This is a genomic window from Nocardioides marmotae, assembly GCF_013177455.1.
In the GTDB taxonomy this organism is placed as follows: Bacteria; Actinomycetota; Actinomycetes; order Propionibacteriales; family Nocardioidaceae; genus Nocardioides; species Nocardioides marmotae.
The window spans coordinates 2,834,006-2,854,654 of record NZ_CP053660.1 but is presented as its reverse complement, the minus strand read 5'-3'; the positions used below and the strand labels follow the sequence as shown (position 1 = coordinate 2,854,654).

General features: G+C 74.9%; 18 protein-coding genes. 7 read left to right on the top strand and 11 right to left on the bottom strand.

The genetic code is table 11. The annotated features are described in order from the left end of the window. The first annotated feature begins 25 nt into the window (after positions 1 to 25). A complete protein-coding gene (locus HPC71_RS13625) occupies positions 26 to 919 on the top strand; it encodes a LysR family transcriptional regulator (RefSeq protein WP_154616350.1) in 894 nt (297 codons plus the stop codon). Between the two features lie 145 nt (positions 920 to 1,064). Here HPC71_RS13625 and HPC71_RS13620 read toward each other — a convergent pair whose 3' ends face one another. From HPC71_RS13620 to HPC71_RS13590, 7 genes are read right to left on the bottom strand one after another with little or no spacing between them, the layout of a single operon-like run. After that, entirely contained in the window at positions 1,065 to 2,429 is a 1,365-nt protein-coding gene (locus HPC71_RS13620; protein ID WP_253943714.1) for an FAD-dependent oxidoreductase, read from the bottom strand. Beyond that, positions 2,426 to 3,229: an aspartate/glutamate racemase family protein gene (locus HPC71_RS13615; RefSeq protein ID WP_154616351.1), complete on the bottom strand. Its 804-nt coding sequence runs from the start codon at positions 3,227 to 3,229 to the stop codon at positions 2,426 to 2,428. The genes HPC71_RS13620 and HPC71_RS13615 overlap by 4 nt, the downstream gene beginning before the upstream one ends. Next, on the bottom strand, positions 3,226 to 4,716 hold the full coding sequence (locus HPC71_RS13610; RefSeq protein ID WP_154616352.1) for an FAD-dependent oxidoreductase: 1,491 nt from the start codon (positions 4,714 to 4,716) through the stop codon (positions 3,226 to 3,228). Before HPC71_RS13610 ends, HPC71_RS13615 begins: the two co-directional genes overlap by 4 nt. Beyond that, complete coding sequence (locus tag HPC71_RS13605) at positions 4,713 to 5,309, bottom strand: cysteine hydrolase family protein (protein ID WP_154616353.1); 597 nt, start codon at positions 5,307 to 5,309, stop codon at positions 4,713 to 4,715. The genes HPC71_RS13610 and HPC71_RS13605 overlap by 4 nt, the downstream gene beginning before the upstream one ends. Before the next feature lie 58 nt (positions 5,310 to 5,367). Continuing rightward, on the bottom strand, positions 5,368 to 6,120 hold the full coding sequence (locus HPC71_RS13600) for an SDR family NAD(P)-dependent oxidoreductase (protein ID WP_154616354.1): 753 nt from the start codon (positions 6,118 to 6,120) through the stop codon (positions 5,368 to 5,370). Further along, the gene (locus HPC71_RS13595; protein WP_171896794.1) at positions 6,114 to 7,523 is read right to left on the bottom strand and encodes an FAD-dependent oxidoreductase; all 1,410 of its coding nucleotides are present in this window, start codon (positions 7,521 to 7,523) and stop codon (positions 6,114 to 6,116) included. Before HPC71_RS13595 ends, HPC71_RS13600 begins: the two co-directional genes overlap by 7 nt. Continuing rightward, positions 7,520 to 8,536, bottom strand: coding sequence for an isocitrate lyase/PEP mutase family protein (locus HPC71_RS13590; RefSeq protein WP_230084490.1), 1,017 nt, complete (start codon positions 8,534 to 8,536; stop codon positions 7,520 to 7,522). Before HPC71_RS13590 ends, HPC71_RS13595 begins: the two co-directional genes overlap by 4 nt. Before the next feature lie 161 nt (positions 8,537 to 8,697). Here HPC71_RS13590 and HPC71_RS13585 point away from each other — a divergent pair, with 161 nt between their 5' ends. From HPC71_RS13585 to HPC71_RS13575, 3 genes are read left to right on the top strand one after another with little or no spacing between them, the layout of a single operon-like run. After that, complete coding sequence (locus tag HPC71_RS13585; RefSeq protein ID WP_154616356.1) at positions 8,698 to 9,552, top strand: alpha/beta fold hydrolase; 855 nt, start codon at positions 8,698 to 8,700, stop codon at positions 9,550 to 9,552. 11 nt (positions 9,553 to 9,563) lie between these two features. Further along, a complete protein-coding gene (locus HPC71_RS13580; RefSeq protein WP_171896793.1) occupies positions 9,564 to 10,730 on the top strand; it encodes an acyl-CoA dehydrogenase family protein in 1,167 nt (388 codons plus the stop codon). Positions 10,731 to 10,777: 47 nt separating this feature from the next. After that, positions 10,778 to 12,307, top strand: coding sequence for an MFS transporter (locus tag HPC71_RS13575; protein ID WP_171896792.1), 1,530 nt, complete (start codon positions 10,778 to 10,780; stop codon positions 12,305 to 12,307). On the opposite strand, the gene HPC71_RS13570 is transcribed toward HPC71_RS13575, so the two are convergent. The 4 genes from HPC71_RS13570 to HPC71_RS13555 form a co-directional block, all read right to left on the bottom strand. Next, positions 12,295 to 13,128 carry an IclR family transcriptional regulator gene (locus HPC71_RS13570; RefSeq protein WP_154616359.1) on the bottom strand — a complete coding sequence of 278 codons (834 nt, stop codon included), beginning with the start codon at positions 13,126 to 13,128 and terminating at the stop codon, positions 12,295 to 12,297. The two genes, HPC71_RS13575 and HPC71_RS13570, sit on opposite strands and share 13 nt — an antisense overlap. A gap of 354 nt (positions 13,129 to 13,482) precedes the next feature. Further along, entirely contained in the window at positions 13,483 to 13,899 is a 417-nt protein-coding gene (locus HPC71_RS13565) for a GlcG/HbpS family heme-binding protein (protein WP_171896791.1), read from the bottom strand. After that, the gene (locus HPC71_RS13560; protein WP_154616360.1) at positions 13,896 to 15,188 is read right to left on the bottom strand and encodes a TetR/AcrR family transcriptional regulator; all 1,293 of its coding nucleotides are present in this window, start codon (positions 15,186 to 15,188) and stop codon (positions 13,896 to 13,898) included. Before HPC71_RS13560 ends, HPC71_RS13565 begins: the two co-directional genes overlap by 4 nt. A gap of 43 nt (positions 15,189 to 15,231) precedes the next feature. After that, on the bottom strand, positions 15,232 to 16,506 hold the full coding sequence (locus HPC71_RS13555; RefSeq protein ID WP_171896790.1) for a multidrug effflux MFS transporter: 1,275 nt from the start codon (positions 16,504 to 16,506) through the stop codon (positions 15,232 to 15,234). A gap of 213 nt (positions 16,507 to 16,719) precedes the next feature. On the opposite strand from HPC71_RS13555, the gene HPC71_RS13550 reads away from it, so the two are divergent. From HPC71_RS13550 to HPC71_RS13540, 3 genes are read left to right on the top strand one after another with little or no spacing between them, the layout of a single operon-like run. Further along, positions 16,720 to 17,898 (top strand): sugar ABC transporter substrate-binding protein, encoded by a 1,179-nt coding sequence (locus HPC71_RS13550; protein ID WP_154616362.1) that lies wholly within the window; start codon positions 16,720 to 16,722, stop codon positions 17,896 to 17,898. Between the two features lie 2 nt (positions 17,899 to 17,900). After that, the gene (locus HPC71_RS13545; protein ID WP_154616363.1) at positions 17,901 to 19,439 is read left to right on the top strand and encodes a sugar ABC transporter ATP-binding protein; all 1,539 of its coding nucleotides are present in this window, start codon (positions 17,901 to 17,903) and stop codon (positions 19,437 to 19,439) included. After that, complete coding sequence (locus HPC71_RS13540) at positions 19,432 to 20,505, top strand: ABC transporter permease (protein WP_154616364.1); 1,074 nt, start codon at positions 19,432 to 19,434, stop codon at positions 20,503 to 20,505. Before HPC71_RS13545 ends, HPC71_RS13540 begins: the two co-directional genes overlap by 8 nt. Positions 20,506 to 20,649 lie beyond the last annotated feature (144 nt).

Sequence of the window (20,649 nt, the reverse complement as noted above, 5' to 3'; positions counted from 1 at the left end):
GCGCACCATTGATATGTTGCGCGATATGGATTCGCTGCGCCAGCTCCGGTCGTTCGTCGCGGTCGCGGAGGAGAAGCACTTCGGCCGGGCCGCCGAGCGGCTGCACATCGCGCAGCCGCCGCTGTCCCAACAGGTACGTCGCCTGGAGGCCGAGCTCGGCGTCGAGCTGCTCGTCCGCACCACCCGCCGGGTCGACCTGACGCCGGCGGGCGCGGCGTACCTCCAGCGCGCCCGGGCGATCCTCGCCGCCGTCGACGACGCCGCCCACGAGGCCCGGCGGGCGGCTGCCGGCGTGGTCGGCCACCTGACGATCGGGTGCGTCGGGTCGGTGACCTACAGCCTGCTCCCGGCGCTGGCCCGGCGGCTGAGCGAGGACCTGCCCGGGGTCGACGTCTCCTTCCGCGGCGAGATGCTCGCCGCGCCGCAGGTCGAGGCGCTGCGCGAGGGCGCGATCGACCTCGCCCTGCTCCGGCCGCCGGTCACCGACGGCAGCCTGGTGGCCACCCCGCTGCGGCGCGACCGGCTCGTCGTCGCCGTGCCCGAGGACCACCCGCTGGCCGCCCGGCGCCGGCTGCGGGTCGCCGACCTCGCCGGTGTCGACCTCATCGTGCACGCCTCCGACCGGCGCTCGGCGATGTACGACGTCGTGCGCGGCCTGTGCCGCGACGCCGGCTTCGAGCCGACCGTGCGCCACGAGGTGGGGGAGACCTCGACCCTGGTGGCCGGCGGCCTGGGGGTGGCGGTCGTGCCGGAGCCGGTGCAGGCGCTCCCGCTCAGCGGGGTGGTCTACGTCCCGCTGACCCGCCCGACCACCCGGGTCGACCTCCTCGCCGCACACCGGGCCGACCGCGACGAGCCGCACCTGCGCGCCGCCCTCGACATCGTCCGGCGGCTCGCCGCCGAGCCGCACGGCCGCTGAGCCCCTCCGCCGGCCCGCCCTGCAGCGGGGGTCGTGTGCCTGAGGTCGCGCTCGGCAGCGTCGTGGGGCACACGACCGCGCGACCCGGCCGCGCCGGCCCGGCCCGCGCAGGTCAGCCGCGCCGGCCCGGCCCGGCCCGCGCAGGTCAGCCGCGCGCGGCGAGGTGGTCGCCGATGATCCAGCCGAAGCCGAAGGCCGAGAGCAGGCCGTTGCCGGAGGAGTAGCCCGAGGACGACGGGCCGGCGAGCCCGCAGGCGGTGCCGCCGCCGGCGTACAGGCCGGGGACGGGGGAGCCGGCGGGGCCGAGGACGCGGCCGGTGGTGTCGACGACGGCGCCGCCCTGGGTGGCGAGGACGCCGTGAGTGACCCACGCGAGGTGGTACGGCGCGGCGAGGGCCCGGCGGCCGGGGAGCGGCTCGAGGGCGGCGGCCGCGGCGTCGGGGGCGACCCCGAGGGCGGCGGCGAGGGCGGGCAGGTCGGGGAGGTCGCGGATCGCGCCGGCGGCCAGGCTGTCGCGCATCATCTCCGAATGCCGGGTGGCGTCCATCGCCTCGGCGTCCCACACCATCGCGGCCCGCTCGCCGGGCTGGTCGCGCAGGACGCCGGCCATCGAGGAGTACCCGTGGGCCTCCTCGTCGACGAACCGGCGGCCCTCGGCGTCGAGGAGCACCGCGCCGTTGAAGGGCAGCGCGGGGGAGACCCGCGTCCCGTGGTCGACGACGACCAGGCCGCTGCGCAGGCAGGCGCCCATGTTGCGGAAGGTCGCGCCGAGGGAGGCCAGCCACGGCAGCGCCGAGCCGGTCGCGCTGGAGACGCCGCCGTAGAAGGGGGTGCCGAGGTCGGCGCAGTGCTCGGCCATCAGGGCCGGCGCGGCGGCGAACCCGTCGGTGGCCAGCACGACCGAGCCGGCGCGGACGCGCTGGCGCTCACCGTTCTGCTCCACGACGAGGCCGGTGACCGCGCCGTCCTCGACCACGAGCTCGACGACCGGGGCCTCGTCGACGAAGGCGACGTTCGGCAGGTCGGCGAGCGCGGCCCGCAGGTGCGCCATGAGCCGGCCGCCGCCCAGCCGGCCGACGTCGGTGTGCAGCCGCGGCACCGACATCCCCGCGCGCGGCATGTCCGCGCCGATCTCGACCGGGTAGCCGAGCTCGTCGGCGAGCCACTCGACCAGCAGCGGCGCCACGTCGCACAGCGCCCGCACCACCGGCGCCCACTCCTCGTCGCCGCTGGCCGCGAGGATGTCGGCGGCGTGCCGGGCGGGGGAGTCCTCGATGCCGGCTTCACGCTGGAACCGGGTCCCTCCAGCGGCAAGACTGCCGCTGGAGATGGCGGCGTTGCACCCCTCCCGCACCGACCGCTCGAAGACCGCGACGACCAGGTCGGGGTCGCGGGCGGCGCGCAAGGCGGTCATCACCCCGCAGGCCCCGCCGCCGGCGACGGCCACGTCGACCTCGAGGTCCCACGCGGCCGGATCGAACGCGAACGAGGCCGGCCCGGCGGCGCTCACCCGAGCGCCTCCGGCAGCCCGTAGAACGCGCGGGCCGCGTCGACGACCTCGCGCGCGGGCCGGGAGGAGTGGAACCCGACGCGGGTCGGGTGCAGCCCGGTCGCGGCGTGCTGGGCCGCGCGCAGCTCCGCGACCCGCACGCACGTGCCGAGCGAGTCGAGCACCGGCACGTCGTCGACCCGGTGCACGCCCTGGTCGGCGAGGAACACGTTGAGCGGCCCCTCGCCGGGCACGAGGACGTCGGCGCCCTCGGCGATCGCCCGCCGCGCGGCGTCGGTGAACGCCGCGAGCAGCGGGCCGGGGTCGGCGTACGCGGCCATCACGTCGGTGAACCCCGCGGCGACCTGCACGATCGGCCCGACGAGGGCCTCGAGCCGGTAGTGCGCGACGTTGCGCCGCAGCTGCGGGGTGAGCGCCTCGATGAAGTTCACGATCCCGACCCGCTGGCCGAGCAGGCCGGCCATCAGCAGCGAGGTGTGCCCGAACGCGACGACCGGGATGTCGACCAGCGAGCGCACCTCCTCATAGGCGGTGTCGGGGATCGTGGCGATGAGGAACGCGTCGTACCCCTCGTCCTGCGCGCGCAGCGCCGCGTGCACGAACTGCTCCTTGTGCAGCCCGGCGAGGTAGGCGTGGCCGATGTGGGTGCCGGGGTACGCCGAGGGGTAGGTGCCGGCCCGCATGCCGTGCAGGTCGATGGTGGTGCCGGGCGCGGCCTGGGAGGTCAGGTGCCGGGCGAGCGCGGCGCGGTAGTGCGGCACGTCGTCGAGCACGGTGAAGCTCTGGTGCCAGATCCTCATGCCGACGCCCCCGCCGGGAGACCCGCAGGCAGACCCGCCAGCGCCGCCTCGCGCCCGGCGATCCGGCCGAACGTCGCGCCGCGCAGCACCGAGGTGGAGCCGGTGTAGTTGGAGTAGTAGAGCCCGGTCAGCTCGCCCGCGGCCCACAGCCCGGTGATCGGGCGCCCGTCGCGGTCGACGACCTCGGCGGCGGGGGTGGTCTTCAGCCCGCCGAAGGTGAAGACGTTCGCAGCCATGACGGGGTAGGCCTCGAACGGCCCCTCGGCGATCGGGCGCGCCCAGTTCGACTTCGCCGGGGCCAGCCCGGTCGTGGCGAGCCCGTCGGGCGCGTGGTGGTCGAAGCCGGCGGGGTCCGGGCAGGCGGTGTTGTACGCCGCGACGGTGCGCGCCAGCGCCTCGGGCGGCACGCCGATGCGCGTGGCCAGCTCGGCGATCGTCGCGCCGCGCACCGGCGGCTGGTCGGTGCGGATGCCGGCGCGCAGGTTCGGCACGGCGAGGCCCTGCTGGTCGAGCACGACCCAGGCGACGCCGCGCTCCTGGGCCTGGATGTCGCGGGTGGTGCGCTCGTACCAGGCGTCGACCGGGCCGCGCGCCTCGTCGACGAACCGCTCGCCGGCGGCGTTGACCAGCACGCCGTGGGGGAAGCAGAAGATCGCGGCCTCGGGCTCACCGGAGCGCGGGTCGACCGGCTCGGCGTGGAAGAGGGAGAAGTTGCCGGCGGTGGCGGCGCCGAGGGCGAGCGCCATCTCCAGCCCCTCGCCCTTGTTGTAGCCCCCGCCGCGGGCGACCGGGCGCGTGGTGAGCGCCTTGTCCCCGTGGTAGCGCGCCATCAGCTCGGCGTTGCCCTGGTAGCCACCGGAGGCGAGGACGACGCGACCGCGGACCTCCACCGGACCGTCGGCGGTGCGGGCAAGCACGCCGACGACGGCGCCGTCGGCGTCGGTCAGCAGCTCGCGGGCGGTGGTCTCGAAGTGGAAGGTCACACCGAGGCCGCGCGCGGCCCGGCCCATCGTCTCCACGATCGCCAGCCCGCCGCCGACCGGCGCCATCCGGGTGGTGGAGGTGGTGAGGAACGGGGTGGGCAGCGCGTCGAAGCGCATCCCGTGCCCGCTCATCCACGCCAGCGTCGCGGGCGCGTGCGCGGCCAGCTCGGCGACGTAGTCGGGGTCGACGAGGTGGAGGGCGCGGTAGAGGCCGCTGCGCCGCTCGGGCGCCGCGGCGGCCTCGTGGACGACGCTGGGGTCGGGGTGGCCCATGAAGTCCTCGACCAGGGTGTCCTCGAGCCCGTCGGCGGTCTCCTCCAGCGAGCGCATCCGGAGGAAGGCCTCGGTGTAGCGGGTGTTGCCGCCGGTCTCGGCCTCGGTGGCCCGGTCCAGCAGCGCGACGCGCGCGCCCTGCTCGGCGGCCGAGCAGGCCGCGGTCAGCCCGGCGACGCCGCCGCCGACGACCACGACGTCGTACGTCGCCACGGGCTGCGCCGCGCTCATGCCAGGCTCCCCAGCAGCTCCTCGGCGGAGGTGACCGTGCCGAAGAGCGGCAGCATGTTCGCGACCGAGAACTCGTGGAAGTCGGGGCGGAACGAGGCGCACATGTCCTCCACGACCGTCACCTGGAGCCCGGCGTCGCTGGCGTGCCGGGCGGCGGACTCCACGACCAGGTTGGTCGCGACGCCGCCGAGCACGACCTCGCCGACGCCCTCGGCGGCCAGCACCTGCAGCAGCGGGGTGCCGACGAAGGGGTCGACGCAGCCCTTGTCGACGACCGGCTCGCCGGGCAGCGGCGCGAGCGCCTGCACGATCTTGGCCTCGGGGGAGTCGGTGAGCATCGCGCGCTGGTCGGGGTAGGCGTCGAAGCGGGCGAGCCGGTTGGTGCGCAGGACGTAGCTGGGGTCGAAGGCCAGCCGGACGTGCACGACCAGCCAGCCGGCGGTGCGGGCCGCGGCGAGCACCTTCTCGGCGGTGACGAGGACGCCGCGCTCGGCGACCTGGGCGGCCAGCGGGGGCATCCGCAGGTGCGGGCCCTCCTCGCACAGCGCGACCTGGTAGTCGAGCAGCAGCAGGGCCTTGCGGGAGTGGGTCATCGGGGTTCCTGGTTCTTCTCGGGGTGGTGGGGAGCAGCGGGAGTGGAGGGGCGGGGTCTCACCAGGCCGACCAGCCGCCGTCGACGTAGACGACCTGGCCGGTGACGTAGGCGGAGGCGCGGGAGGCGAGCAGCAGCAGCGGGCCGTCGAGGTCGCCGTCGAGGTCCCCGAGGCGGCCGAGCATCGTGCGCTGGGAGAACCACGCGAGGCGCTCGGGGTCCTCGCCGAGCGGAGCGGTCATCTTGGTGGGGTAGAAGACGCCCGGCGCGAGGCAGTTGACGGTGACGCCGCTCGGCCCGAGCTCGGCGGCCAGGGCGCGGGTCACGTTGAGCACGCCGGCCTTGGAGGCGTAGTACGCCGACTCCGGGACCGGCCCGACGCGCTCGGCGTACACCGTGGTCAGGTTGACGATCCGGCCGCGTCCGGCGGCGGCCATCACCCGGCCCGCGGCGCGGTCGACCAGCCAGGTGCCGGTCAGGTTGACCCGCACCACCCGCTCGAACTCCTCCGGCGTGGTCTCGTCGTAGGGCTTGCGCAGCATCAGCCCGGCGGCGTGGACCAGCACGTCGAGCCGGCCGTGGTCGGCCAGCACCCGCGTGACGAGCGCGTCGACCGACGCCTCGTCGGTGACGTCGACGGCGTGGTCGACCGCGCTCGGGTCGATGTCGGCGGTGACCACGGTGGCGCCCCGGTCGGCCAGGGTGCGGGCGGCCCGCTCGCCGAGCCCGCCGGTGGCGGCGCCGACGACGAGGGCGACCTCGCCGGTGAGGTCGAAGGGGTCGGCGAGGGCGGGGCTCGCGGGGCTCACCATGTCAGCCCGCTCTCCTCGGCCGCGGCGGCGGCGCCGGCGATCCGGCCGAAGATGCCGGCCTTGCCGATGGAGGTGCCGGTCATGTAGCCGGCGCCGTGGAAGCCGCCGACCACCTCGCCGGCGGCGTACAACCGCTCGATCGGCTCGCCGAGCACGTCGACCACGCGCATGGTGGTGTCAACGGTGAGCCCGCAGTACGTCGCCAGCACGACCGTGCCGGAGGGGTGGGCGTAGAACGGCGGCCGGTCCAGCGGCAGCAGGTCGCCGACCGTGCTGGACAGCGCCCGGCGGCCGAGCTGGTCGGGCTCGCCGTCGCGGATGCGCCGGTTGTAGTCCTCGACCGTCGCGATGAGCGAGCCCTCGGGCAGCCCGACGGCCGCCTCGAGCTCGGCGACGGTCTCCCCGCGCAGCAGCATCCCGGCCCGCTCGCGGCCGGCGAACTCATAGATCGGCACCTCGTCGTTGCTGGCCGCCATCACCTGGGCGTCGAAGACCTGCCAGGTGGTGACGCCGGGCTGGGCGAGCGCGGCGTCGCCGATCTCCTTGTAGGGCAGGGACTCATCGACGAAGCGGCGGCCCTCGCAGTTGACCGCGATCGCGCCCTTGTAGACCGCGAGGATGCCGGTGCCGTCCTCGCCGGGGTGCGGGCGGTGGTAGATGCCGTAGGTGCCCTTGACGTACGGCGTGTCCACGACGCCGGCGCCGAGCTGCCAGGCCAGCAGCATCCCGTCGCCGGTGCAGCCGGGACCGCCGGCGTGCAGGGCGTGCTCGAGCTGCGGGGCGAACCGCGCGAGCAGCTCGGGGCTGCGGGAGAAGCCGCCGGTGGCCACGACGACCGCGTCGGCGTCGATGCGGTGCGGGCCGGCGGGCCCGTCGACCTCGACGCCGACGACGCGGCCGTCCTCGCGCAGGATCCGGCGGGCCGCGGTCCCGGTGACCAGCCGCGCGCCGAGCCGGCCGGCGGCCTTGAGCAACCCGGTGAGCATGCCGGTGGTGTCGGTGGGGTGGGAGCGCGGCACCGACTGCCCGGAGGCGGCGTGCACCTCGCCGTACCGCACGCCGTGGCCCTTGAGCCAGCGGTAGGTGTCGAGCTGGTGGTCGCAGTAGAGGTCGACCAGCGCCTCGTCGCTGCGGTGCTTGCCGGTCTCGAGCAGGTCCTTGCGCAGCAGCTCGACGGAGTCGGCGATGCCCTGGGCGGCCTGCTCGTCGGTCCCTGCGTACGCCGACAGGCCGGCGGAGCGGACGGTCGAGCCGCCGATCTCGTCGGTCTTCTCCAGCATCACGGCGTACTGCCCGGCCTCGGCGGCCGCCAGCAGCGCGGCGCACCCGGCGAGCCCGGAGCCGAGCACGAGCACGCCGACCCGGTCGGGCAGCTCGGTGGCGTGGGGGAGCCCGGCGATCACGACCGGACCCCCGGCGCGCTCCAGGGCCGGTCGTAGTGCGCCTCGGCCGCGCCGAACTCGGGCAGGTGGAAGAGCTCCTGGCGCTCCTGCCAGGTGGCCATCGCCTCCGCGCGGGACGCGGTCTCGCCGGTGGCGGCGAGGTGGGCGAGCGCGTCGCGGCCGGCGCTGAGCATCGAGCGCATGAGGTAGTTGGCGAACAGCGCGACGTCGAAGCCGAGCGCGGCGTACTCCGCCAGCGGCAGCTGGGGGGTCTTCCCGCCCTCGACGACGTTGACGACGAGGGGGAGGCCGGCGAGCTCGGTGCCGACCCGGGCGAGCTCCTCGACGCTGCGGGGCGCCTCGACGAAGAGCACGTCGGCGCCGGCCTCCGCGTAGGCGTGGGCGCGCTCGATCGCGGCGTCGAGGCTCTCGGCGCTGCGGGCGTCGGTGCGGGCGACGAGGACCATCGCCTCGTCGGTGCGGGCCTCGAGCGCGGCGGCGATCTTGGCCTGCATGTGCGCGGCCGGGATCAGCCGGTGGTCGTCGAAGTGCCCGCAGCGCTTGGGCATCTCCTGGTCCTCCAGCTGCAGCGCGGCGGCGCCGGCCCGCTCGAGCAGGCGCACGGTGCGCATGGTGGCCAGCGGCCCGCCGTACCCGGTGTCGGCGTCGACGACGACGGGCAGGACCGTGGACTCGGTGAGCCGGGAGACGTGGTCGACGACCTCGCCGAGGGAGATCAGCCCCAGGTCGGGGACGCCGTGCTGGGCGTTGGCCAGGCCGGCGCCGGTGGCGTAGACGGCCGCGAACCCCGCCTGCTCGGCGAGCCGGGCGCCGAGGGCGTCGGTGACGCCGGGGAGCACCAGCGGGCCGGGGCCGCCGAGGGCCGCGCGCAGGGCGAGCCGGCGCTCGTGGGCGCTCGGCATCCGGCCGACGCCGGTGAGCGCGTCGGCCCAGGGGCCGGGCCGGGGACCGGGCTCGGCGTCAGGTCGGGGATCGGTGGGGTCCCGGTGGGGCGGGACGGGCAGGGCGGGCAAGCGGACCTCCTGGCTGGTGTCCGAGCAGGCTGGCACCGCGGGGCCCGGGCAGCCTCGGCCCACGGTCCGCCTGACGGCACGGGACAGGAGGGGCCGGGGCCGGCACCGGGGTTTGATCCGAGCACCACCGCACGTCCCACCCCGAGCAGGAGGCACCACTGATGAGCGTCGAGCTGACCGAAGAGGGCACCAGCCGCTTCGTCCAGACCAGGTCCTGGAAGTTGCACTACAACGAGGCCGGCGAGGGCCACCCGGTGATCCTGATGCACGGCAGCGGCGCCGGCGCGACGGGTTGGAGCAACTTCCGCCCCAACATCGGCCCGCTGTCGGAGAAGTTCCGGGCCATCGCCTGGGACGCCCCCGGCTGGGGCAAGTCGGACTCGGCGCCCTCCGACGCCTACGACCACCCCGAGGCCGTCATCGAGCTGATGGACGAGCTGGGCATCGAGAAGGCCGCGCTCGTCGGCAACTCGATGGGCGGGATGATCGGCCTCGCCGTCGCCGCGCGGCACCCCGAGCGGGTCTCGCACCTGATCACCATGGGCCCGGGCAGCTTCCTGGACCTGCCGACGCTCTTCGGCGCCGGCGACGGCCCCAGCGAGGGCCTGAAGATCCTCTTCGAGGGCTACCGCAACCCGACCCCGGAGGTGATGAAGAAGCTCGTCGACATCATGGCCTTCTCCCCGGAGTTCGCCACCGACGAGCTCGCCAAGCTCCGCTCGGACTCCGCGCTCTCCCGGCCCGACCACCTGGAGAACTTCCTGAAGGGGATGGCCGCCGGCCGCGGCCCGGTCTCCAGCCCGGCCACGCCCGCCGAGGTCCGCTCGATCACCGCGCCCTCGCTGCTCATCCACGGCCGCGACGACCGCGTCGTCCACTTCGAGCACTCCCTGCGCCTGGTCTCGATGATCGCTGACTCCCGCCTGGTGCTGCTCAACCGCTGCGGCCACTGGGCGCAGATCGAGCACGCCGCCGAGTTCAACCGGCTCGTCGCCGACTTCGTCGAGAACAACTGAGGTCGGGGACCGTGCACGAGGTGCTGAGCCGGGTCGAGGAGGCCGCCGAGGTCTTCGCGGCCACGGCTGCCGAGAGCGAGGAGCTGGGTCGGCTGAGCGACGTCTCGGCCAAGCAGCTGCGCGACGCCGGGGTCATCCGGATGCTCCAGCCCCGTGAGTACGGCGGCGACGAGGCGCACCCGGTCGACTTCTTCGAGACGGTCCTCGCGGTCGGATCGCGGTGCGGCTCGGCGGGGTGGGTCGCCGGCGTGGTCGGCGTGCACCCCTGGCAGCTGGGCCAGTGGGACCGGCGCCTCCAGGAGGAGCTGTGGGGCGAGGACCCCGACACGTGGATCGCCTCGCCGTACGCCCCGATCGGGCGGGCGCGGAAGGTCGAGGGCGGCTACCGCTTCAGCGGGCGCTGGCCCTTCTCCTCGGGCACGGACCACTGCGACTGGATCATCCTCGGTGGCATGGTGGTCGACGAGGAGGGCACGGTCCTCGACCCCACCCCGTGGAACTTCGTGCTGCCCCGGGCGGACTACGAGATCCACCACGACTCCTGGGACGTCGTGGGCCTGCGCGGCTCGGGCAGCAAGGACGTCTCGGTCCGCGACGCGTTCGTCCCCGACTACCGGGTGAACACCCCGGGCAACTTCGAGGACGGCTACCAGGCCGGCCTCGTGGGGCGCGACGCGGTGACCTACCAGGTGCCGTTCGGGACGATCTTCCCCGCCGCCATCAACTGCGCGACGCTCGCGATGGCCGAGGGCGCGCTGGCGGCGTTCGTCGACTTCACCCGCGGCCGGGTCACCGGGCGCGGGCCGGCGGCGGTCTCCGACCCCGTCCAGCTCGTCGCGCTGGGGGAGGCCGCGGCCGACATCCACGCCAGCCGGGTGCAGTTCCTCGACGACTGGAAGCGACTGGTCGACGTGGTCGAGGCCGGCGACCGGCTCACCCGCGAGCAGCGGATCGCCGTACGCCGCAACGGCGTGCGCGCCGTGCGCCGCTCGGTCGACGCCGTGGACCGGCTGTTCATGAACGCCGGCGGCGGGGCGCTCCAGCACAGCCAGCCCCTCCAGCGGTTCTGGCGCGACCTGCACGCCGGGATGAACCACATGTGCAACGTCGCGCACCCGCTCTACCAGGCCTACGGTCACGACCTGTTCGGGCTCGAGGTCGACCCCTTCGGGTGGTGAGCGGACCCGCGGGCACGTCGTCCGGGGCGGGGCGGAAGACTGCCCCCGTGCAGGACGAGGAGGACGTGCCCGCGGGGGCCTACCAGGTCCTCGCGGTCGTCTTCCTGGCGACCGTCGTGATCTCGTTGAGCTCCACGATGCTCACCATCGCGCTGCCGAGCATCGCCGCCGACCTCGACGCCACCGCGTCCGGCACCGGCTGGGCGCTGACGGCGTACCTGCTCACCAACACCGCCTCGACGATGTTGATGGGCCAGGTCGCCGACAGCGTCGACCGGCGGCGGATGTTCCTCGCCGGCCTCGCGGTCTTCACCGTCACCAGCGCCGCGCTCTCCCTCGCCGACAGCGTGCCCGTGCTGGTCGCGCTGCGGGCCACGCAGGGGATCGGCGCGGCGATGCTGCTGTGCAACGCGGTCGCCGTGCTGGTCGCGATCTTCCCCGGGCGGCTGCTCGGGCGGGCGATGGGCGTCTACCTCGCCGGCTTCTCGATCGCCCAGGTCGCCGGCCCCGCCGCCGGCGGCATCGTCACCGCGACGATCGGCTGGCGCTACCTCTTCCTCCTCAGCGTGCCGGTCTGCCTGCTGGCGCTGGTCTGGGCCCACCGCGCGCTGCGCCGGCTCCCCGAGGTCCCGCGCGGGCGGCTGCGGGTCGACGTCCCGGGCAACGTGACCGCGGCGCTGCTGCTGGTCCTGCTGCTCGGCGCGGTCACCGTCGCGCCCGACCGCGGCTGGTCCGACCCCTGGGTGCTCGGCTCGCTCGCGCTCGGCATCGCCCTGCTGCCGGTGCTGGTCGCGGTGCAGCTGCGGGCGGCGTACCCCGTCCTGGACCCGGCGCTCTTCCGCGACCCGCCCTTCGCCCGCGGCATGCTCGCCGGCTTCCTCGTCTCCTCCCCGCGGCTGGGCATCGTGGTCGCCTCGGGCCTCTACTTCCAGGGCCTGCGCGGCGCGTCCGCGCTCGAGGCGGCCGGGCACGTGACGGTGGCGGCCGGCGGCCTCACCGTCGGCGCGCTGGTCGCCGACGGCCTCGCCCGCCGGTACGGCGCCCGCCGGGTCTCCGCGATCTCGGCGGCGCTCTCCGTGGTCGGCCTGCTGGTGCTGGTGTGGGCGGTCGGCGCGGGCGCCGACGGGTCGCGCGACGACGCCTTCACGATCGGGCTGCTGGTCGTGGGCCTGGGCACCGGCGTCTTCCACCCGATCAACGTCAGCTCGATCATGCGCGGCGTCCCCGCGGAGCGGGCCGGCACGGTCAACGCCGTCCGGGTGACGCTGCAGAGCACCAGCCTGGCGCTCGCCTCGGCGGCGGCGGTGGCCTCGGCGGTCGCATTCGTCGGGCCCGCCGCGGCGGCGTCGTTCGTCTCCGGCGACCCCGCGGGGCTCTCGGCCGCCGACGTGGAGGGGATCGTGCTGGGCCACCAGCTGCTCTTCGCGGCGTTCGCGGTGCTCGTGGTGGCCGGCGGCCTGGTCACGGTGTCGGGCCGGGGGCGGGCGGCCGACGCCGAGGAGCCCGGCGAGGTCGACGAGGTGGCCCTCGCCGCCGCCGCGGCCGACGCGGCGGCGGTCGGGGCTCAGCCCCGGTAGTCCCGCCCGATCGCCTCGGCGGCGCTGCGCACCTCGGCCACGACGGTGGCCGGGTTGAACCGGGTGGCCGGGCCGGAGACGGAGATCGCGGCGACCGCGCGGCCGGCGGCGTCGAGGACCGGGACGGCCGCGCAGACCAGGCCGAGCTGGATCTCCTCGCGGTCGAAGGCGACGCCGTCGGCGTGCACGCGGGAGAGCTCCTGGAGGAAGCGCGCGGGGTCGGCGACGGAGTAGCGGGTGCGGCGCACGAGCCCGCCGTCGAGGACTGCGCGGATCGCGTCGCGGCCGCTGAAGGCGAGCATCGCCTTGCCCAAGGCCGAGCAGCTGGCGGGCATCCGCCCGCCGACGGTGCTGGCGACCTGGACGGCGTCGTGGCCCTGGATCTTCTCCAGGTAGACCACCTCGGTGCCCTCGAGGACCGCGAGGTTGACCAGCCGCTGGGTCCGCACGAGCAGCTGGCCCAGGTGCGGGGCCGCGACGTCGCGCAGGCCGCGCGGGCGGCACAGCGGCACGCTGTTGCCGAGCTCGAAGAGGTGGCGGCCCAGGCAGTAGTCGCGGCCGATCCGCTCGACGTACCCGCCGTGCTCGAGGTGGGTCAGCAGCCGGAAAGCCGTCGACTTCGGCACGCCGGCCCGCCGGGCGATCTCGCTGACGCCCAGCACCCCGCCGGCCGCGCCGCGGAACGCGTCGAGCAGCTGGAGGGCCTTCATCACCGACGGCGTGGCCTGCTTGTCGTCCTCGACGACGGCCTCGGGTGTGGGGCCGGCGACGGGAGTGGCGGTGGCGCCGGACCGGTCGGTCTCGGGAGCGAAGGTGGTCATGGTGCTCTCCTGACTCGCGGCGTGACCGCGATCACCTTGTGGTGCGTGTCACTGTAGTGATCGATACAGGGAACGTCCAGGACTTCGGACAACATGTCCTCCCACTCAGCGGAATGCCGCGCCTGTGCCTGCCGCCGGGACGCTAGGGCGCGGCCGATCGGCGTAGTGATCGCTCCACAGAAGTCCGCCGAGACCGCCCTTCCTGCCCGCCGACTGGGCACCTTTGACGGGCCGAGTCGGCACCTGTGGCGCGCCGAGAACGCACTTCCGGCGCCGTCCGGCAGGAAGTGCGGACTCGGCCGTCCAGAAGTGCCGACTCGGCCGGTCAGAAGTGCCTACTCGGCGGGGCAGGGGTCAGAGGGTTGCGGCGCCGGCCTCGGCGCAGGCGACGTCCTGGTCGGGGTGGGCGCCACTGACGCCGACGGCGCCGACGGTCCGCCCGTCCCGGGTCAGCGGTACGCCGCCGGGCAGGGTGGTGAACCGGTGGGGGAGCTGGTCGTCGACCAGGTCGGCCAGCTCGGGGTACGCCGTGCGGAGGTCGCCGAGCGCGGCGGTCGGCGCGGCCATCGCGGCCGCGGTGGCGGCCTTCGCGCGGGCCACCCCGGGGGTGAACCAGGACGCCCCGTCGTCGCGGAGCACCACCAGGTCGGCGCCGCGCGCGTCGACGACCGCCACGCTGACGCGCACCCCGGCGGCCCGGGCCGCGGCGAGGGCGGCCTGCGCGACCGCCTCTGCGGCAGACAGGTCGAGATCAGGGGCGAGGTCGCTCACGAGGCGCCCACCTCCGACGCAGGCACGGAGGAGGCGGCGTCGAGCATCGTGACGAGCAGCTCGGTGAAGACCCCGACGTCCCAGGTCGGCTCGTCGAGCTGGTTGGAGAAGAACAACCCGTCGGAGAGGGCCATCGTCAGCAGGCCGAGCGCGTCGGCGGTGCCGGGCAGCGCGTCGGGGCCCAGGACCTGCGCGAACCACTGCTCCTGCACCAGCCGCGCCTGCCGGCGGACGCCGACGAAGCGGGCCCGCGCCGCGGGCGGCTGCTCGCGGCGCAGCAGCAGGAGCAGGTGGCCCAGCCGCAGGAACAGCGGCCGCTCGGCCAGGCTGCGCAGGCTGACCGCGAAGTGGTCGCGCAGCTCGTCCTGCCAGCGGGTGCCGGGGTCCGGCGGCAGCCAGGCCGGCTGGGCGACGTACCACTCCTGGTAGGAGTGCTCGATGGCCGACGCGAGCAGGTCGTCCTTGTCCTTGAAGTGCCAGTAGAGCGAGCTCGCCGGCAGGCCCGCCTGCTCGCAGATCCGGGCGATGCCCGCGCCGTCGTACCCGCTGGCGGCGGCGACGTCGGCGGCCGCGCGCAGCAGCTTCTCCCGCCCGGAGTCGGGGTCGGCGACGACGAGGCGGACGGGCGGGACGCGCCGGCCGGTACGTCGCGGCGCCGGCTCGTCGGCGACCAGGTGCCGGGCCGCGGCGGCGAGGCCGCGGGCGAGCGCCTGGACCAGCGGTCCGAGGTCCTCCTGGACGTCGGACTGGTGGGCGAGGAACAGCCCGTCGGTGCTGGCGACGGTGAGCAGCGCGAGGGTGTGCGCGTGGGCGGCCGTGCCGGGGGTGGCGCCGAGCTGGGCGTGCCACCACGAGACGAGCCGGGCGATCGCCCGCTCGCGGACGTCGAGGAAGCGTTCGCGGGGGCCGCTGCCGACGGCCGGGCCGGTCTCCAGGGCGAGCAGCAGGCCCATCCGCCAGAAGTCGGGGTCCTCGTCGAGCGCCCGGGTGGTGCGGCGGAGCTCGCGCAGCACGCGGTCCTCGAGCGGCGCCTCGGGGTCGTGGTCGAGCCAGAGCGACTGCTCGTCGGCGAAGCGGCGGTAGCCGTGGTCGAGGGCGTCGGCGAGCAGCTCGTCCTTGTTGCGGAAGTGCCAGTAGACCGAGCTGGCCGGCAGCCCGCTCGCCTTGGTCACCTTCGCCATCGTGGTGCCGACGTAGCCGCGCTCGCCCGCGATCTGCAGCGTCGCGTCGAGGATCGTCCGTCGGGACGCCTCGCCCTGCGAGTGCTGACGGGTGGTCTTGCGTGCCATGGCTCCGCTCCGGGTGGGGGTGCCGCACGGCGGCGGCGCCAGTCTAGTGAGGGGTGCGGGCGCGGCCGCGGGCGTCGGGGCCGAGCCGCGGCAGGATCACCAGCACCAGGGCGAGCAGCGCGCCGACCCCGGCGGTCGCCATGGTGATGCCCATCAGGGGCCCGGAGACCCCGCCGATCGAGACCAGCGGCGGGACCGCGGCGCCGAGGAGGAACTGGCTGGCGCCGAGCAGCGCGGCGGCGGAGCCGGCGTCGGCGGCGTGCGGCGTGAGGGCGAGCGCGGTGCTGTTGCCGAACGACATGCCGAGCCCGGCGAGCACCAGCCACATCGGCACCACGACGACCGCGAGCGGCGCGTCGAGCGCGAACGCCACGGCCAGGGCCACCGACGCGCCCGCGATGAGGAGCACCCCGGCCCGCAGCAGCGCCGCGGGGCCGACCTGGCCCACCAGCCGGGCGCTGACCTGGCTGCCGACGATCATGCCGGCGGCGTTGGCGCCGAAGACCCAGGCGTAGGCGACCGGGCCGAGGCCGTAGTCGTCCTGGAGCACGAAGGAGCTCATCGAGATGTAGCCGAAGAGCACCACGCCGAACAGCGCGCTCATCACGAGGAACCCGCGGAACCGGGTGTCGGCGACCAGGCGGCGCAGCGCCCGGCGGCGCACCGGGGCCTGGCTGGGCGTCCGCGCCGGCCGGGTCTCGTGCAGCACCAGGCAGGAGGCCGCGACCAGCAGCGCCCCGACGACGCCGAGGAAGACGAAGATCCCGCGCCAGTCGGTCACCGCGAGCAGCTGCCCGCCGAGCATCGGGCCGAGCACGGGCGCCAGGCCCATGACCAGCATCAGGTCGGAGAAGACCTTGGCGGCCCGCGCGCCGTCGTACACGTCGCGCACGATGGCGCGGGCGACCACCATCGCCGCGGCGCCGGCGAGGCCCTGGACCAGCCGCAGCGCGAGCAGCACCCACACGTTCGTGGCGACCGCGCACAGCAGCGAGGTGATGGTCAGCACGACCACGCCCCACCGCAGCGGACGCATCCGGCCGACCCGGTCGCTCCAGGGCCCGGCGACCAGCTGCCCGAGCGCGAGCCCGACCAGGCAGACCGACATCGTCAGCTGCGCCATCGCCTCGGAGGTGCCCAGCGACCGGGCCAGGTCCGGCAGTCCGGGCAGGTAGAGGTCGGTCACCAGCGGCGCGACCGCGGTGAGCGCGCCGAGGGTGATCAGCACGGCACGGGAGAGCTCGGCCGGGGCGGCAGCCGGAGCGGGAGCGGTGCGCTGCGGGGTCGTGTCCTGGTCGTCGGTGGGGGAAGCGGTCACGGCTGCATTTTCTCGGGTGGCCCGGCGGCGTACGACGGCGGTGTGCCTGTCCGCGGCACGGCCGGCCGGGTCGGGGCCGGCGGTCCGCGGAGCGGCACGCGGTGCTGTGTGACACGCGCCACGACGTTCCAAGGTCGGCTCGTTCTCGGGCGAACACCACCGACGACCACCACCCAGCGGCCGCAGCGGCCGCGCACGGCAAAGGACAACCACATGTCACCTCATCGTCACCTCGTCCGGCGGGGCGCGGCACTGCTCGCGACCGCGGCGCTCGTGGGCATGCTCGGCGCCTGCGCCCAGGACAACGTCCAGGCCGACAGCGGCAGCGGCGGCAACGCCGAGGACAGCGCGAGCGGCATCGCGAAGGCCGAGGAGTTCATCGCGGGGATGGGTGCGGAGGTCACCGACTACCCCGCGGAGCCCGCGCTCTCCTCGACGCCCGACCTGGCCGGCAAGAAGGTCACCGTCATCCCGCTCGGCGACAACATCCCGGTCATCCACGGCGTGGCGGTCGGCATCCAGGACGCGATGGAGGCCGTCGGCGCGACGGCGACGATCTGCGACGGCAAGTTCACCCCGACCGCGGTCGCGGACTGCCTCAAGCAGGCCGGCGACCAGGGCGCGGACGCGGTCGTGTCGCTGTTCATCGACTACGCGATGGCCGGCACCGCCTTCGACGCGCTGGCGAAGAAGGGCGTCCCGGTCCTCGTCGGCGGCGTCGAGCCGACCGGCGGCCGCGAGTCCGACGAGACGCTGGCCTTCTACGACAACACCGGCCGCATCGGTCAGCTGTACGACGCCATGTCGATGTCCGCGCTCGCCCAGGGCGGCGAGGAGACCAACGTGCTCTGGCTGCGGCTGATGGACTCCACCACCACCCGCGAGGCCAGCGAGCAGGGCGTGGCGACGTTCAAGGAGCTGTGCCCGACCTGCGGCGTCGCGACCGCGGACTTCACCACCGCCAACGTCGACAAGCTGCCCTCGGCGGTGAGCGCGGCGATGGTCGCCAACCCCGACACCAATGCGCTGATCGTGCCGGTCGACAGCTTCGTCCCGCCGGCCATGCAGGGCCTGCAGAGCTCCGGCAAGGCCGCGCAGGTCAAGGTCTTCTCCTCCAGCTCCGACCTCGCCGGCCTGCAGCGGGTCCGCGACGGCCAGCAGGCCTCCGACCTCGGCACCCCGGTGATCTACGAGGGCTGGAAGTACGCCAACGGCCTGATGCAGCTGCTCGCCGGCGACGAGGTCCTCCCGGCCGACGAGATGGTCACCCGCGACTTCACGCAGGACAACGTCGGCGACCTCGAGCTGACCGACGAGGCCTACTTCACCCCCGACTGGTTCGGCGACGACCGGTTCAAGGACGTCTTCCTGCAGGCCTGGGGCGTGAAGTAACGATGACCGACCTCCCTCGGCTGGAGGCCCGTGGCGCCAGCAAGACCTTCGGCCCCACGACGGTGCTGCAGGACGCCCACCTGGTCGTCCGGCCGGGGGAGATCCACGCGCTGGTGGGTCAGAACGGGTCGGGCAAGTCCACGCTGGTCAAGATCCTGACCGGCTACCACTCGCCGGACCCCGGCATGAGCCTCGAGGTGGACGGGCAGCCGCTGGCGCTGCCCGTCCGGTGGCGGGCCGCGCAGGCCGCCGGCCTGTCCGTGGTCCACCAGGACATGGGGCTGCTGGACCACCTCACCGTCAGCGAGAACGTCGGGATCGGCGGCTTCGTCCGCTCCCGGCTCACCGGCCGGATCGACTGGCGTCGCCAGGACGAGGTCGCGGCCGAGATCCTCGCCCGCCTCGAGATCCCGGTCCACCCGCGCACGCTCGTGGGCGACCTGGCTCCGGCCCACCGCGCGGGCGTGGCGATCGCCCGCGCGCTGCGCGGCACGGTGCCGGGGGAGGGCGTGATGATCCTCGACGAGGCGACCCGCGCCCTCCCACGGGAGGACCTGGCCCGGATGCACGACCTGCTCGGCCGCGTCGTCGGCTCCGGCACCGCGGTGCTGATGGTCAGCCACAACCTCGAGGAGGTGCTGACCCTCAGCCACCGGGTGACGGTGCTGCGCGACGGCCGGGTCGCCGGCGCGGCCCTGCCGACCGCCGAGCTGGCCGAGGCCGACCTTGCCCGGCGGATGCTGGGCAAGACCGTCGACGCGGTCACGCGTACGCCGTCGGCGCGCCCGGCCGGCGACGAGCCCGCCGCGGTGGTCACCGACCTCGCGGTCGACGGGCGGCCGTTCTCGGTCACGGTCCGCCGCGGCGAGGTGGTCGGCCTGACCGGCCTGCCGGGCACGGGCTTCGAGAAGGTGCCGTACCTCCTCGCGGGGGCGGTGCCCGCCACCTCCGGCACCGTCGTCACCCCGACCGGGCGGGTCGACCTGACCCGCGCGGGTGTCGCGCAGACGCTGCGGGCCGGCATCGCGCTGGTGCCCGAGCGGCGGGTGCGCGACGGGCTGGCGGTCGAGCTGAGCGTGCGCGACAACCTGGCGCTGCCGAGCCTGCGCCGCCGGGGGACCGCCTGGCTGGTCAAGCGGGGCTGGCAGGAGGAGCTGACCGACGACGCGGTGCGCCGGCTGGGGATCAAGGCCCGCTCGGGTGACGACCTGGTCAAGGAGCTCAGCGGCGGCAACCAGCAGAAGGTCCTCTTCGCCAAGTGGCTCTCCACCGACCCCGACCTGCTCGTGCTCCACGAGCCGACCCAGGCCGTCGACGTCGGCGCCCGGGCCGACCTGCTGCGGGCGATCGGCGCGGCGGCCGCGGCCGGCCGCGGCGTGCTGCTCGTGAGCACCGAACCCACCGACCTCGTCGAGATCTGCGACCGGGTCCTCGTGCTCCACCCCGGCGTCGAGCCGCGGGAGATGCACACCGACGACCCCGACGCGCTGCTCGAGGCCGTCTACGCCACCCCCACGACCACCGGAGCCCCGCATGCCTGAGTCCACCGTCGGCCACCTCGTCAGCGACGACGAGACCGCGCCCCGGATCCTCGCCGACGACGGAGCGGTCGCGCCGGCGCCCGTCCAGGGCGAGTCGCCCCGCTCCGGCGGCACCCGCGGGCTGCTGCGCACGCTCGCCTCGAAGTACGCCCTCATCGGCGTCTGGGCGGTGATGGCGCTCTACTTCTACGCCCAGGTGCCCGACACGTTCGGCACGAGCGGCACGTTCTCCTCGATCTTCGGCTCCCAGCAGGTGCTGGTGTTCCTGGCGATGTCGGCGCTGGTCACCCTCGTCGTCGGCGAGTTCGACCTCTCGGTGGCGGCCATGATGGGCATCACCGCCACGGTCATCCCCGTCCTGGCCGGGGTGCACGGGATGAACATCGTGCTGGCCTGCCTCCTCGGCGTCGGCGCGGCCGTGCTCGCCGGGGCGGTCAACGCCTTCTTCGTCGTGGTGCTCGACGTCTCCTCCTTCGTCGTCACCCTCGGCATGGCCACCCTGCTCACCGGCGTCGCGCAGCTGGTCTCGGGCTCGACGATCGTCTCGGTCAGCAGCCCCGGCCTGGCGAAGATCGCGATCGGCGACGTGCTCGGCATGCCGGTCTCCTTCTGGTACGGCATCGCGCTGGCCGCCCTCATCGCCTACGTCCTGGCCTGGACGCCGCTGGGTCGCTCGATGGTCTTCGTCGGTGCCAACGCCGAGGTGGCCCGCCTGGCCGGGATCCGCGTGCACCGCGTCCGGTTCGGGGCGTACGTCGTCGCCGGGCTGCTCGCCGGTCTCGCCGGCCTGGTGCTGGTGGCGACCGTCGGCGGCTTCGACTCCTCGACGTCGAACTCCTACCTGCTCCCGGCCCTGGCCGCGGTCTTCCTCGGCACCGCCGTGGTGCAGCCGGGCGCGTTCAACCCGATCGGCACGATGGTCGCGATCTACTTCCTGACCACCGGTATCTTCGGCCTCCAGCTGCTCGGCTACGCCGGCTGGATCCAGAACGTCTTCTACGGCGCCGGCCTGGTCGTCGCCGTCGCCCTGGCCAAGGTCGTCCGCGACCGCTCCCGCGCGCGCTGATCCCGGCCGGCGCCCCCTGCGCCGGGCGCCACCCCGCCGTGTGCCGTCCCCCGGCACGCGGCGGTGGTGGCCCAGGTCACACGCTCCTACGTTTCCCGTAGTGATCGCTACAGAGCCCCGGTGTCGAGCTCGGCGCAGCCGGCC

Excerpts from the sequence above, each read along its gene's own strand:
- HPC71_RS13550 (WP_154616362.1), top strand. The coding sequence starts at position 16,720 with ATGTCACCTCATCGTCACCTCGTCCGGCGGGGCGCGGCACTGCTCGCG.
- HPC71_RS13585 (WP_154616356.1), top strand. The coding sequence starts at position 8,698 with ATGAGCGTCGAGCTGACCGAAGAGGGCACCAGCCGCTTCGTCCAGACC.
- HPC71_RS13570 (WP_154616359.1), bottom strand. The coding sequence starts at position 13,128 with ATGACCACCTTCGCTCCCGAGACCGACCGGTCCGGCGCCACCGCCACT.
- HPC71_RS13615 (WP_154616351.1), bottom strand. The coding sequence starts at position 3,229 with ATGAGGATCTGGCACCAGAGCTTCACCGTGCTCGACGACGTGCCGCAC.
- HPC71_RS13545 (WP_154616363.1), top strand. The coding sequence starts at position 17,901 with ATGACCGACCTCCCTCGGCTGGAGGCCCGTGGCGCCAGCAAGACCTTC.
- HPC71_RS13540 (WP_154616364.1), top strand. The coding sequence starts at position 19,432 with ATGCCTGAGTCCACCGTCGGCCACCTCGTCAGCGACGACGAGACCGCG.
- HPC71_RS13560 (WP_154616360.1), bottom strand. The coding sequence starts at position 15,188 with ATGGCACGCAAGACCACCCGTCAGCACTCGCAGGGCGAGGCGTCCCGA.
- HPC71_RS13600 (WP_154616354.1), bottom strand. The coding sequence starts at position 6,120 with ATGGTGAGCCCCGCGAGCCCCGCCCTCGCCGACCCCTTCGACCTCACC.
- HPC71_RS13610 (WP_154616352.1), bottom strand. The coding sequence starts at position 4,716 with ATGAGCGCGGCGCAGCCCGTGGCGACGTACGACGTCGTGGTCGTCGGC.
- HPC71_RS13625 (WP_154616350.1), top strand. The coding sequence starts at position 26 with ATGGATTCGCTGCGCCAGCTCCGGTCGTTCGTCGCGGTCGCGGAGGAG.
- HPC71_RS13605 (WP_154616353.1), bottom strand. The coding sequence starts at position 5,309 with ATGACCCACTCCCGCAAGGCCCTGCTGCTGCTCGACTACCAGGTCGCG.